A 13,172-nucleotide genomic window follows, 5' to 3' on the forward strand; every position below is an offset into this window, starting at 1 on the left:
TTTCTGTACGATTGGCATATAAAGTTACCTCCTCCAATTGGGGCTGCGACAAGTTAGATTTATCTGAGGGGATAAACCAACATAAGGCATGTATCCTTTAGCCCAACTTTGGGGTTAAAATTACCGGCTAAGGGTAAAGTGTTGTCTATTAAGACCCCCTATAGTAGAAGCATAATGAGGTTTTTATGAGTTATGAGGTAGTTGCCTAATGCAATCTTTCAACGCGTCCCCCCGAGAATTCGTGGCAAGCGCTGTACGCAACCGAGCATTAATTTATAACCTGGTCAAAAGGGAAGTTGTTGGGCGATATAAAGGCTCAATGCTGGGTATACTTTGGTCGTTTTTTAACCCTGTATTTATGCTGGCCGTTTATACCTTCGTTTTTAGTGTCGTATTTAATGCGAGATGGGCAGGTGGTGGTCAGTCAAAAACAGAATTTGCACTTATACTGTTTGCAGGGCTAATAGTTTTCAATTTATTTGCAGACTGTTTCAATCGTGCACCGGGTCTGGTACTTGCTAATGCTAACTATGTTAAAAAAGTTGTTTTCCCTCTAGAAATCCTTCCTTGGGTGTCGGTCGGTTCAGCACTATTTCATGCAATGATCAGCATCATCGTCTGGGTCATCTTCTACATTTTCGTCGTCGGAGTTCCGCATTTAACTATTCTGTTACTCCCGATAACAATTATTCCATTAGTTCTGCTTTCTGTTGGTGTGAGCTGGGCTCTGGCATCCCTGGGTGTTTATTTACGCGACGTTTCACAACTTGTTGCGGTACTGACGACAGTCCTGATGTTTTTATCGCCAATTTTCTTCCCTATTGAAGCATTGCCGGAACATTATCGTCCTTTATTGAAGATGAATCCGCTGGCACCCGCTATCGCTGAAATGCGCGACGTTCTGTACTTCGGTGGGATCCCAAAGATCAGTTCTTTCTGCATTTATTTTGCAGCTTGTAGCCTGGTAGCCTGGCTCGGTTTTGCATGGTTCCAAAAAACAAGAAAGGGGTTTGCCGATGTCTTGTAATTCCATCGATTCTTCGATAGACGTTAAGGCTGCAGATATTGATGTCAGCACAGAAGAAATTGCTATTAGTGTCGAAGGTCTGGGGAAATGTTATCAAATTTATGAAAAACCCCGGGATCGCCTCCTACAAATATTTTTTCGTGGTCGCAAAAACTTCTTTAGAGAATTTTGGGCATTACGGGATGTTTCCTTTAAAGTACGCAAAGGGGAAACTGTAGGGATTATTGGCCGCAATGGTTCAGGTAAATCCACACTCCTTCAGATGATTTGTGGAACATTAAACCCAACGGTTGGTAATGTCACTGTTCAGGGCAAGGTCGCTGCCCTTTTAGAATTGGGGGCAGGTTTTAACCCCGAATTTACCGGGCGTGACAACGTCTACATGGCGGCCTCGCTCTATGGCTTAAGTCGTGAAGAAGTGACGAAACGATTCCATTTAATTGAAACATTTGCAGATATTGGCGAGCATATCGATCAGCCAGTCAAAAATTATTCAAGCGGAATGTATGTACGACTTGCGTTTGCTGTCATTGCGCATGTGGATGCTGACATCCTGGTTATTGATGAAGCACTTGCCGTTGGTGATGCAGTATTTACGCAAAAATGTATGCGTTTTATTCGTAAATTTAAAGAAACGGGTACACTGATTTTTGTCAGCCACGACATGAACTCGGTACTGAATCTTTGTCAGGATGCCGTATGGCTTCATAAAGGTGATTTAGTAAAAACGGGATCAGCCAAAGAAATCGCAGAAGATTATCTGCAGTACACATTGCAGGAAGTCTACGGTGAGGATGCCAAACTCCAGGCATTAGCGGAATCGACCGGAAATGCCAACCAGGCTCTTGACGAAGCCTTCGAAGCTAATGAGCCAATACTTCTCGATTACGAAAGTAAAATTAAGGTTACGGATAATCTGAGTCAAGCGAATGGCTGGAAAAGTGGTGCCGGAGAGATTACCGCCGTCGAACTGACCACTTATAACAATGAAACGAAAACGGTGTATCAGGGTGGAGAATCCGTCAAGTTGGTGATCAAAGCCAAAGTTGAAACCCATTTTGACCGCCCGATTCTGGGTTTTATTGTCAAAGACAGATTAGGTCAGGATTTATTTGGTGAGAATACTCTCCCTTTCACCAACTTACATCCAAAAGAAATCGAACCTGGGCAGAATATTGAGGGAGAATTTAAATTTAAACTCCCCATGCTGCCTAACGGTCAATATGTCGTCATGGCATCACTTGCTAATGGTGATATTCACGATCATGTTCAGCACCATTTCCTGCATGATGCCCTTATTATAAATGTCTCTTCAAGCAAAGTTCGCTGGGGACTGGTTGGTATTAATTTTTCAAAAGTTGATCTGAGAGCCATAGTATGAAAAAACTTTACGATTTGTACGAAGAAAGCACAGGTAAAATTTCAGATAAATGGAATATTTATTTTGATGCTTACGATAACATCATGGCTCCCTATCGTAATAAAGCAGTCACCATGCTTGAGATTGGTGTTCAGAACGGCGGATCTCTTGAAGCCTGGTCAAACTATTTCCCTCATGCTGAAAAAATTATTGGTTGTGATATCGACGAGTTATGCGGAAATTTAGAATATACCGATCCTCGCATTAGCGTTTTTGTGGGAGACGCCACCTCCGAGAGCACCAGTAAAAAAATTATCAATTTCCAACCTGAACTCGATATTGTTATCGATGATGGCTCGCATACATCACCTGATATTATTCGTGCCTTTTGTAAATATTTCGGCACCATTAGGAATGGCGGTGTGTTTATTGCTGAGGACCTGCATTGTAGTTACTGGGAGAATTACGAAGGGGGTATCTACCATCCCTATTCTTCCATTTCGTTCTTCAAAAGACTTGTCGATATCATCAATCATGAGCACTGGGGAGTTGATAAAGCATCCGGAAGCGTACTTGATGAATTTAAAGAGCACTATCAAGTTGAAATCGATGACGAAATTTTATCAAAAATTCATTCTGTCGAATTTATAAACTCTATCTGCGTCATCCGCAAAAAAGAACATGAACAGAACATTCTGGGTGAGCGATACATTGCCGGGGAGGAAGAGTCCGTTGTTGTGGGTAACAAGAACTACCACAAAACTCTTCTTAACTCCCCCCCTCAGAATGACAATATCTGGTCTACCATGCTGCATTCTCCTGCTGCCCAGTGGCTTGAGATGAACGAAAGCTTAGCCAGTCTGACAACAGAGCATGAGCAGAGCCTGCATGAATTAGAACAGCTCAAAGCAGAGAACAGTAAGGTTCAGGAAAAATGTATGCAAGTCCTGGCTGATAATGTGGATTTGCATCATTTACTCGACAAGGCCAATTCAACGACGAGCCATTTACAAAACCGTGCATCTCAACTCGAAAGCCGAGTCATTGATTTAGAAAAACAAATTAATGAAATCTGGAAATCGAAAAGCTGGAAGATAACCAAGCCTATTCGTTGGTTCTTCATTAGCCTGCGCAGAGCAAAATTACTTTCTCGTCTAATTGGTCCATCTATTAAACGAGGTGGCGGCGTATCCAGCACATTCAGAAAAGCAGTCGGAGTTTATCGCCGAGATGGACTTATGGGGATCCGCAGACGCTTACGCTCAGTTGCGCATCACCTGCCCTCTGAAAACTTTATTCACCCGACTTACCCTATTTTAAAAGAACAGATCACGCTACCCGCCGAAAAGATTTTAGTGCCGCGGGTACTAATCATTGGGGAACTCAGTATTCCTCAATGCAAAAAATATCGTGTACTTCAAAAACAAGAAATGTTCCGCCAAAGAGGATATGAGTGCAATATTCTAGACTGGAATGATATCGCCGGGGCTTTCGAAGCATTACAGCGGCATTCCGTGGTCATTTTCTACCGAGTTCCAGGCTTCGAAAGTGTCATGCATGTGATTGCCGAAGCGAAGAGACTGAACATTAAGACTTACTGGGACGTTGATGACCTAATTTTTGATGAAGAGATACTGAGAAACAGTAAAACGCTTCAGGGCCTTGATCCTACTGTTTTAAAAGATCTCATCAATGGTGCAACACTTTATCGGAGCACTATGTTGGCCTGCGATGGTGGTATCGCCTCGACTCCCGGCCTGGCAAAAGCAATGCAGGAAGCCGGAGTAAAAGATGTTGTAATCATCGAAAATGCGCTTGATCACCAAACTATGGTGACGGCCGATGAGATCAATAATTCAGCAATAAGTTCAACTAAGTCAGATGAATATGTACGTATAGTTTACGGTTCAGGAACTAATACACATAATATTGATTTTGAAGAAGCGGCACCGGCTATTGCAGTAATTTTGGCAAAATATCCTAATGTGAAATTTAGAGTGATCGGTCAACTGGATTTACCCGATTATTTATCAAAACATATCTCACAGGTAGAATTTTTCCCTACCTGTACATATGAAGAGTATTTGGTGCTACTCTCTGAATGCGATATCAGTATTGCACCACTGGAAAATTATATTTTCAACGATTCAAAAAGCAATATCAAATATATTGAAGCCTCATCACTTCATATACCATCAATATGTTCACCGCGCTCTGCATTTACTCAGGCCATCATGCATGAAAAAAATGGTTATCTTTGCAACAGTGAATCTGAATGGATCATGGCATTCAGTTCATTAATTGAAGATAAACAAAAACGTATTGAAATAGGTGAAAGAGCCTATCAAAATGTAATGTCTCACTATTCACCAGTGAGTATTGCACAAGATCAAGTTCAACCTTTTATTGACCATATTTTTAGTGAAAAAAGACGACAAACAATTCTTTCCGTGAACTGTTATTATTCCCCACGTTCATTCGGTGGTGCAACGATAGTTGCTCAGGAAATTAACAAAGAGCTTCGTAATAACGGAACAATTGTACATGTGGTCACTGCATTTTCTGACCGCGACGTAGCATCGTACCAATGTAAGCGCTATGAAACTGATGGAATGAATGCATTTGGCATTGGCATTCCGGATAATTTAAGCTCAAGAGAAAGCTTTGATAACCTAAATATCACGTCGGTATTTGAAGATATTGTAAAGGTCACTAAACCAGATATTGTTCATTTCCATTGTATTCAGGGAATGGGTGTCAGCATGTTAGACATATGTAATCAATTTAATGTTCCATATGTTGTTACCCTTCATGACGCATGGTGGCTCAGCACAAACCAGTTTATGATTGACACAAATGGCGTTTATGTCGGTCAGGCGATGATTGATGCTGAGCGTGAGACTGGAAACATTGCTAATAAGCATTTCAATTTCCTTAGGGATTCGCGGGTAAGAGGAACTCTCAATGCAGCAGCAGCCATATTATCACCAAGCAAATATTTTGCCGATTTCCATATTGCCAATGGCTTTAAAGATGTCATTATTAATAAAAATGGCATCCTGAAGCCTAAAAGCACCAAGCATGTACGCTCAGGTAACACACTAAGATTTGGCTACGTTGGCGGTAATACTGAAGTTAAAGGTTTCCACCTTATCCGCAAGGCATTCACTAAGCTTTCAGATAAAGACATCAGCCTTAGCATTGTCGATAATACAACAAATCTTGGGTATTCCTCTTTCACGGAGTCTGAGCTTGATTTCTTCGACAATACTATTCTTGTTCCTGGATATACTCAGCAAAATATTGACGATTTCTTCTCCAATATTGATGTATTACTTTTCCCTACTCAATGGAAGGAAAGTTTTGGCCTAACGGTTAGAGAAGCGTTAATCCGTAATGTCTGGGTCATCGTCACGGATGCTGGTGGTGTGACTGAAGACATTATTGAGGGGGAAAATGGTTTTATCATACCTCTTCAGGATAAAGGTGAAGCTCTATATGCAGCCATTAATAAAACAGTTGCTATCTATTCAGAGCGCTATGCGCAAGGTGAAGTTGTATTGCCGAGCAATACAATTACTACCTTTGAACAACAAGCAGTCGAATTACAGCATATTTTTGATAAAATATTAAGCACTAAAATTCCTGACTAAGTTTATCTAGCATTTAAAACAGATAAAGCCAACAATTGTTGGCTTTATCATTTGAATAAGTAATACACGTCAATGTCTGCGATTTAAGAAACCATCTTTAATAGCTCGTAAAAAGCTATGTAGGTATTCTCTCTTTTTACTCTTTTGGGTAAGAATCAAAATAACCTGATGTATAAAATTGAAAATAAACTCACGAACGACCATCAGTTTAGGTACATGCTTCATTCGTAACAAAAAGAAAGCATTACGTACACGATAATATCTTCTGAATGGCGAATGTACGGGAATATTGAACATGAAAAATCTAACGATCTTATCGCCAATAGAATGTGTCATACGGGCAGAGGTCCCTACATAAATAGTGTATCCTTGGCTAGTTGCTCTCAAACACCATTCCGTATCGACATAATCAATAAAAAGTGATTCATTCATATAGCCTATCTGACGTATAGCGTCGATAGGTATCATTGACCCTGACGAAATAATCAGTGATGTTGCAAAAGGGGCACTATAATTTTCAGGATTTATTTTTTTACGTAAACCAAACCGATTAATATCAATAACTTTATAGTAAAAACCATGCCTGGAATCCGTAAACACTGGTCCTATAGTCGCTATTTTGGAGTCATATTGTCTGACTCTCAAAAAATCTTGTGTCAGCGCTCGGATGTAATTCTCATCAATTTTACTGTCCTGATCAAAGAATACGATGTACTCAGCGCCCTTTTCTTCTGCCTTTCTGATACCTATATTTTGTGCTGCCGCAATCCCAAGGTTTTTTTCAAGCTCAATAAAGACGCAAATCTCGCGTAAGTTTGCAAATTTTTCACGGCCCAAACTGCCATTATCCACGACGATAGATTCGACACCCTGTCTTTTGAGTGAATCAATGAGATGCATGAGGTCATTAATTATCGGTTGATAAGAGACAATAACGGCAGCCGGTTTTATTTTTTCACACAACATGCATCACTTCCCTATTTCCCAGCAACCAAAACCGTCAGGTATGACGTGACTCATTTCTTTGTACACACCGGGAGCGCGGACAGGCAAGTTTTATTGACTTCTTTTCTTTTCCTGTCAAAAATCCAACCCCATTTATTAAAATAAAGGATCGAAGATTTAATATGGCACATTAATAAAGATGTATTTTTGTATGACCCCTTACCAAACTCATGAATGATTTCTTTACCTGAACAATACATTATTTCAGTATGGTCCAGCGCTCGTCGACATAGATCAACATCTTCAAGATACATAAAGTACCTTTCGTCAAAACCTTTGAGCTTTATTAATAAATCAGAAGAAATTAGCATAAAACAACCCGAAACCGAAGGGACAGAAAAGTTCCTGCTAAAATCGGCATCTTGTATTTCATATCGCTGATCCATTTTCTTCGCTAACGACGGCATGAAACGTCTTAAAAAGAGATTCAGCGGAGTCGGCAAGAGTTTACAGCTATATTGCTTGGAGCCATCTGAATAACGGATTGGAGGAGAAACAAATTTGTAGCCATGACAACGGCACTCTTCCAATAAATAAGAAACAACGCCCTCATTAAAATATACGTCGGGATTACAGATTAAAAAGTACTCACACTGAGGTAGAAACTCCGCCATTGCCTGGTTATGCCCGTGGCCAAAGCCACAGTTTTTGTTGGATTTAAGAACTATAATACGCGGATTGTTAAGGGAAAATGCCCAGCCGCAACCACCATTGTCAACTAATACAATCTTGGCTATCTGCGGCTCACGAAGCAGAGAATTGATAGTACGCTCAATCTGGGCATAGGTATGATTGAATAAGACGATCGAGGCAATGACGTCTGATTTCACTAAGTCAGCAACCATGATTTACACTTCCTATCCCCTGATATGTGAGGGGATTTTATATTCAATCAAAAACAGAAATGATTTTTAACACTGATATTTAATTGAGGCAGGCTGAACCAACCTCAATTACCCGTCCGACGTTTATGCACTGACTTCATTCAATATTTTAGGGATAATCGTTTCCAGTTGTTTCTTCCAGTTTCCTGGTGCAATACCTGCAGTATTCAGTTTATTGGTATTCATGACTGAATAACGCGGACGAGCAGCCGGTGTTGGATACTCTTCAGTAGTAATCGAAGATAATGCCGGTATCCGGGGATATGAACCTGAAGCATGCGCAGTGGCGAAGATACTAAGGGCAAACTGATACCAGCTAACGCTTTCATCGCCACTATAGTGATATAAACCCGGCTTGAAATTAGGTATCGACAGTATTTCGATAATAGCCTGAGCCAGATCACCCGCATAAGTTGGACAACCGTACTGATCACCGACAATACTCAAAGCATCGCGTTGAGCGCCGAGGCGAAGCATTGTTTTAACAAAATTATTACCATATTCGCTAAATACCCACGATGTGCGGATCACAATCCCTTTAGGTGATTGTAAAACTTCCAGTTCACCAGCCCGCTTTGTCACCCCATAGACACTTTTAGGGTCACAGTTGTCTGATTCACTGTAGGCAATTTTACTTTCACCATTAAACACGTAATCCGTTGAAACATGGATGAAAGGAATATTGAGCTTACCGGCCTGGCTTGCCAGATTCTTGACAGCCTGACAGTTAATGGCAAAGGCGGCATCGTAATCAGATTCAGCTTTATCTACAGCGGTATAAGCTGCCGCATTAACAATGGCATCAGGCTTGAAACTATCAATAACTTTTTGAACTGCAACAAGGTCGGTAATATCAAGTTGCTTTCTGTCAGTGGCTAATATTTCCAATGATTCGCCAGCGCGATCACTAAAACAGCGCCCCAGTTGCCCCTCTGCTCCCGTCAGCAAGACTCTCATTTGAAAAGCTCTCCGAACGATTTACCTTTACCATCTTTTTCCGAAAGTAATGGGCTTTCAACAGGCCATTTTACCCCGACTTCAGGATCGTTCCAGATCAAACATCCTTCATTGCGAGGATCATAGTAATCAGTGCATTTATACTCAAAATCGGCGAAGTCTGAAATCACCACAAAGCCATGGGCAAGACCGGGTGGTACCCACAGCTGATTCTTATTGTCTTCCGAAAGATATACACCTACCCACTTACCGAAAGTTGCGGACTCTGGACGGATATCAACCACAACATCAAATACTTCACCACGGACAACACGAACCAACTTGCCCTGCGGTTTAGACGTTTGAAAATGTAAGCCACGAAGAACGTTTTTCGATGAACGGGAGTGGTTATCCTGAACAAAATCCAGATCGATTTCTAACATTTCCTTGTAGCGATTTTGCTGAAATGTTTCCAAAAAGAATCCGCGATCATCACCGAAAACTTTAGGTTCTACTAATTTTACGCCAATAACTTCTGTGTCAATAACATTCATTTTTATAGCTCACTCGTTATGCAATTATCCAACGACACGTTACCTTTGCTGTATAAACGGTTGTTGATGCCGTTCTTACAAATTCCATTTATGAAGCATTCAGCCATTCCCATTTTCTAAAAAATCGTACCACAAATGCCTATTGCGGCTCACTCAGAATCTGGCTAAAAGTTCATTTCTCGGCTAACTGTATCTTTACTATACGGTTCGTTGCTTACAAACTCATCCGCAATTTGCAATACACTGACCAGCAGAGCTGCCGTGACCGATAATGAGACAGCCCCCCCCTCTCTGAAACCAAGTTTTTGCTGCAAATTGGACAATTCCTACAAGAACCCTGAGTCACAAGTAATATGATACCTGTCCAGTTCTGGCAGAAGATTTTGTGTGTGTGCCCCCCACAACAGCAGGGTACTTTTCAAACAGACCGTTGATATATTTTAGTTAAATATAGCTTGCAGAAATATTTAGCATGAAAATGCAGGAATCACCTGATTATAGCTGCGCTTACACTAACTCTGCGCTACGCTATGTTCTTATTCGCGACAAAAGCGAAATAGCTGATTTTTTGGGCATGTGAAAAAGCTAACACTTAATAAATGAGTACGTATATATGAAAATTTTGATCACCGGTGGTGCCGGTTTCATCGGTTCAGCAGTTGTTCGTCACATTATTGATAATACAAAGGATAGTGTCCTGGTTGTCGATAGCCTCACATACGCGGGCAATCTTGAGTCACTCCTTCCCGTATCATCTGATCCCCGCTATCAGTTTGCGCAGGCAAATATTTGTGATCGCACAGAACTGGATACTCTTTTTACTGACTTCCAACCGGATGCTGTTATGCATCTTGCTGCTGAAAGCCATGTTGATCGCTCGATTGATGGCCCGGCAGCCTTCATCGAAACCAACATTGTTGGCACTTATGTGCTTCTGGAAGCAGCCCGACATTTTTGGCTTTCTCTGCCTGAAGAGAAAAAATCAGCTTTCCGCTTCCATCATATTTCAACGGATGAGGTGTATGGCGATTTGCACGGCACAACGGATCTTTTCACTGAAACGACGCCATATGCGCCAAGCAGTCCCTACTCTGCATCAAAGGCCTCCAGCGATCATTTAGTGCGAGCCTGGCAGCGCACTTACGGCTTCCCTACTATTGTGACAAATTGTTCAAATAATTACGGTCCTTATCATTTCCCGGAAAAACTCATTCCACTCATCATTCTTAACGCACTTTCAGGTAAAGCATTACCGGTATACGGTGATGGCGCACAGGTGCGCGACTGGTTGTATGTTGAAGATCATGCCCGTGCACTTTATAAAGTGGTTACCGAGGGTGTCGTAGGCGAAACCTATAACATTGGTGGTCACAATGAGCGCAAAAATATTGACGTCGTAAAAACCATTTGTGAGTTGCTCGATGAACTGATTCCCGCAAAACCAAATGGGATCGCCAAGTTCTCCGAACTGATTACATTTGTGAAAGATCGTCCTGGTCACGATATGCGTTACGCCATTGATGCCAGTAAGATTGAGCAAGAGTTAGGCTGGAAACCACAAGAAACTTTCGAAAGCGGAATTCGTAAAACGGTTGAATGGTATCTGAACAATGAAAATTGGTGGAGCCGGGTTCAGGATGGTTCTTATGCCGGTGAACGTCTTGGCTTGACTAACTAATTTTAAGGAGAAGAATCTAGTGAAAGGTATCGTTTTAGCTGGCGGTTCAGGCACACGCTTGTACCCCCTAACCCGCGGTGTATCGAAACAGCTGTTACCGATTTATGATAAACCGATGATTTATTATCCAATATCTGTGCTTATGCTGGCAGGTATTAATGAAATATTGGTGATTTCTACCCCTGAAGATATGCCATCCTTTCAACGCTTACTGGGTGATGGTTCTCAATTCGGCATTAAACTCGAGTATGCAGTACAGCCATCTCCAGACGGCCTTGCCCAGGCATTCATTATCGGTGAAGAGTTTATAAACGGCGAACGTTGTGCACTTGTTCTTGGCGACAATATCTATTTTGGTCAAAGCTTTGGCAAACAGCTTGAAGCCGTTGCTAAACGAGAAACGGGCGCAACAGTCTTCGGCTATCAGGTTCAAGACCCCGAGCGTTTTGGCGTGGTTGAATTTGATAAGGACTTTAAAGCACTTTCCATTGAGGAAAAACCATTAAAACCAAAATCTCAGTGGGCAGTGACCGGACTCTATTTCTATGACAAAAATATCGTTGAGATGGCTAAACAGGTTAAGCCATCTCATCGTGGTGAGCTTGAGATAACGACATTAAACGAAATGTATCTTGAGAAAGGTCAATTGCAGGTGGAGCTTCTGGGCCGAGGTTTTGCGTGGCTCGATACAGGAACACATGATAGCCTGATTGAGGCTTCACAATTCGTCCACACCATTGAAAAACGACAAGGTTTTAAAGTAGCTTGTCTGGAAGAGATTGCGTTTCGTAAAGGATGGTTGAGCAAAGAGCGTGTTGCTGAACAAGCTGCATTAATGAGCAAAACTGCTTATGGCGCGTATCTGACCCAACTGCTTAACGAACATAACTGATTATAAATTCAGGCTGATGGGCTAGTCCGGCCTGAATTATTTTCTAAATATCACTTCAGATAAAAAAAAAGCACCGAAAATTCGGTGCTTTTTATTGCTCGAAATAAATTAATTTTTACTCTTCAGCAAACTCTTTCAACCATGCCTTGAACGCTTCGCCCTGCGTGTTATGGCGAATACCGTACTCAACAAACGCCTTCATGTAACCGAGCTTATCACCACAGTCATGTGAACGGCCAGTCATGGAGAAGGCTTCAACAGTATGTTTTTTCATCAGCATGGCAATGGCATCAGTCAGCTGAATTTCATTACCTGCACCATACGGTGTCACTGCCAGCAGTGGCCAGATAGCTTCGGACAGAACATAACGGCCGACAACCGCAAGGTTTGATGGCGCGTCCTTCAGTTCCGGCTTTTCAACGATAGCCGTCATTGGCGCGCTTTCGCCCGGCTCAACTTCTACGCCGTTGCAGTTAACAATACCGTACTTGGAAACGTCTTTCTCCGGCACTTCTTCAACCATGACCTGGCTGTTGCCAGTTTCCTGGAAGCGACGAAGCATGGCAGCAAGGTTATCTTTACGCAGATCGCTGGTGGAATCATCCATCAAAACGTCTGGCAGAATAACCGCGAAAGGAGAATTACCAATCAGAGGTTTTGCACACAGAACCGCATGCCCAAGGCCTTTTGATTGCCCCTGACGTACGTTCATGATGGTCACGCCTTTCGGGCAGATAGACTGCACTTCTTCCAGCAGCTGACGTTTCACACGGGATTCAAGCATACTTTCCAGCTCGAAAGAGGTATCGAAGTGGTTTTCGATCGCGTTTTTCGAAGAGTGTGTGACCAGAATGATTTCTTTGATGCCCGCCGCAGCACATTCATTAACGATGTACTGGATCAAAGGCTTATCGACGATAGGCAGCATTTCTTTTGGAATGGCTTTCGTCGCTGGCAACATACGTGTGCCCAGACCGGCAACAGGGATAACAGCTTTTAACATTGTAAAGGATACTCCTTGAAACCTATGGTGTGTAAATTCAGTCAGTTACCATCCAAACGCGTCAGGGATTTCTCTGAACTGAAATTGTAAAATTGATTTAAATTCCCAATCCGATAGTTCTTCCATGAGTATAGTCTCTGTGATTTGGTTTAGGGAGACCATACTCATGACTTTAGGACT

10 protein-coding genes are annotated in these 13,172 nt (G+C 42.0%); 5 read left to right on the forward strand and 5 right to left on the reverse strand.

What is annotated here, in order from left to right; translation table 11 throughout:
* Positions 1-208 precede the first annotated feature (208 nt).
* The 3 genes from EX31_RS11480 to EX31_RS11490 are packed head-to-tail and all read left to right on the forward strand — an operon-like array spanning position 209 to position 6,040.
* A complete protein-coding gene (locus EX31_RS11480; protein ID WP_037034861.1) occupies positions 209-1,027 on the forward strand; it encodes an ABC transporter permease in 819 nt (272 codons plus the stop codon).
* Positions 1,017-2,408 carry an ABC transporter ATP-binding protein gene (locus EX31_RS11485; protein ID WP_051931020.1) on the forward strand — a complete coding sequence of 464 codons (1,392 nt, stop codon included), beginning with the start codon at positions 1,017-1,019 and terminating at the stop codon, positions 2,406-2,408. The genes EX31_RS11480 and EX31_RS11485 overlap by 11 nt, the downstream gene beginning before the upstream one ends.
* Positions 2,405-6,040, forward strand: coding sequence for a glycosyltransferase (locus tag EX31_RS11490; protein ID WP_037034863.1), 3,636 nt, complete (start codon positions 2,405-2,407; stop codon positions 6,038-6,040). The genes EX31_RS11485 and EX31_RS11490 overlap by 4 nt, the downstream gene beginning before the upstream one ends.
* 69 nt (positions 6,041-6,109) lie before the next feature.
* On the opposite strand, the gene EX31_RS11495 is transcribed toward EX31_RS11490, so the two are convergent.
* The 4 genes from EX31_RS11495 to rfbC all read right to left on the reverse strand — a co-directional run bounded on the left by EX31_RS11495 (position 6,110) and on the right by rfbC (position 9,419).
* Positions 6,110-7,006: a glycosyltransferase family 2 protein gene (locus tag EX31_RS11495; protein ID WP_037034865.1), complete on the reverse strand. Its 897-nt coding sequence runs from the start codon at positions 7,004-7,006 to the stop codon at positions 6,110-6,112.
* Positions 7,007-7,056: 50 nt separating this feature from the next.
* The gene (locus EX31_RS11500) at positions 7,057-7,890 is read right to left on the reverse strand and encodes a glycosyltransferase (RefSeq protein WP_037034867.1); all 834 of its coding nucleotides are present in this window, start codon (positions 7,888-7,890) and stop codon (positions 7,057-7,059) included.
* Positions 7,891-8,013: 123 nt separating this feature from the next.
* Positions 8,014-8,886, reverse strand: a complete 873-nt coding sequence (gene rfbD, locus EX31_RS11505; RefSeq protein WP_037034869.1) for a dTDP-4-dehydrorhamnose reductase — start codon at positions 8,884-8,886, stop codon at positions 8,014-8,016.
* Positions 8,883-9,419, reverse strand: a complete 537-nt coding sequence (rfbC, locus tag EX31_RS11510) for a dTDP-4-dehydrorhamnose 3,5-epimerase (protein ID WP_037034871.1) — start codon at positions 9,417-9,419, stop codon at positions 8,883-8,885. Before rfbC ends, rfbD begins: the two co-directional genes overlap by 4 nt.
* Before the next feature lie 613 nt (positions 9,420-10,032).
* On the opposite strand from rfbC, the gene rfbB reads away from it, so the two are divergent.
* Positions 10,033-11,097 carry a dTDP-glucose 4,6-dehydratase gene (gene rfbB, locus EX31_RS11515; protein ID WP_037034873.1) on the forward strand — a complete coding sequence of 355 codons (1,065 nt, stop codon included), beginning with the start codon at positions 10,033-10,035 and terminating at the stop codon, positions 11,095-11,097.
* A gap of 19 nt (positions 11,098-11,116) precedes the next feature.
* Positions 11,117-11,989 (forward strand): glucose-1-phosphate thymidylyltransferase RfbA, encoded by an 873-nt coding sequence (rfbA, locus tag EX31_RS11520; protein WP_037034876.1) that lies wholly within the window; start codon positions 11,117-11,119, stop codon positions 11,987-11,989.
* Between the two features lie 115 nt (positions 11,990-12,104).
* Here the strand turns inward: rfbA and galU are convergent, their stop codons facing one another.
* Positions 12,105-12,992 (reverse strand): UTP--glucose-1-phosphate uridylyltransferase GalU, encoded by an 888-nt coding sequence (gene galU, locus EX31_RS11525; protein ID WP_013575068.1) that lies wholly within the window; start codon positions 12,990-12,992, stop codon positions 12,105-12,107.
* Positions 12,993-13,172: the final 180 nt, after the last annotated feature.

This window comes from Rahnella sp. WP5 (genome assembly GCF_000745615.1).
Lineage (GTDB): Bacteria > Pseudomonadota > Gammaproteobacteria > Enterobacterales > Enterobacteriaceae > Rahnella > Rahnella aceris.

What these genes read in the sequence shown, in the direction of transcription:
- EX31_RS11485 (WP_051931020.1), top strand. Translation starts at nt 1,017, where the DNA reads ATGTCTTGTAATTCCATCGATTCTTCGATAGACGTTAAGGCTGCAGAT.
- rfbD (WP_037034869.1), bottom strand. Translation starts at nt 8,886, where the DNA reads ATGAGAGTCTTGCTGACGGGAGCAGAGGGGCAACTGGGGCGCTGTTTT.
- EX31_RS11480 (WP_037034861.1), top strand. Translation starts at nt 209, where the DNA reads ATGCAATCTTTCAACGCGTCCCCCCGAGAATTCGTGGCAAGCGCTGTA.
- EX31_RS11490 (WP_037034863.1), top strand. Translation starts at nt 2,405, where the DNA reads ATGAAAAAACTTTACGATTTGTACGAAGAAAGCACAGGTAAAATTTCA.
- rfbB (WP_037034873.1), top strand. Translation starts at nt 10,033, where the DNA reads ATGAAAATTTTGATCACCGGTGGTGCCGGTTTCATCGGTTCAGCAGTT.
- EX31_RS11500 (WP_037034867.1), bottom strand. Translation starts at nt 7,890, where the DNA reads ATGGTTGCTGACTTAGTGAAATCAGACGTCATTGCCTCGATCGTCTTA.
- galU (WP_013575068.1), bottom strand. Translation starts at nt 12,992, where the DNA reads ATGTTAAAAGCTGTTATCCCTGTTGCCGGTCTGGGCACACGTATGTTG.
- EX31_RS11495 (WP_037034865.1), bottom strand. Translation starts at nt 7,006, where the DNA reads ATGTTGTGTGAAAAAATAAAACCGGCTGCCGTTATTGTCTCTTATCAA.
- rfbC (WP_037034871.1), bottom strand. Translation starts at nt 9,419, where the DNA reads ATGAATGTTATTGACACAGAAGTTATTGGCGTAAAATTAGTAGAACCT.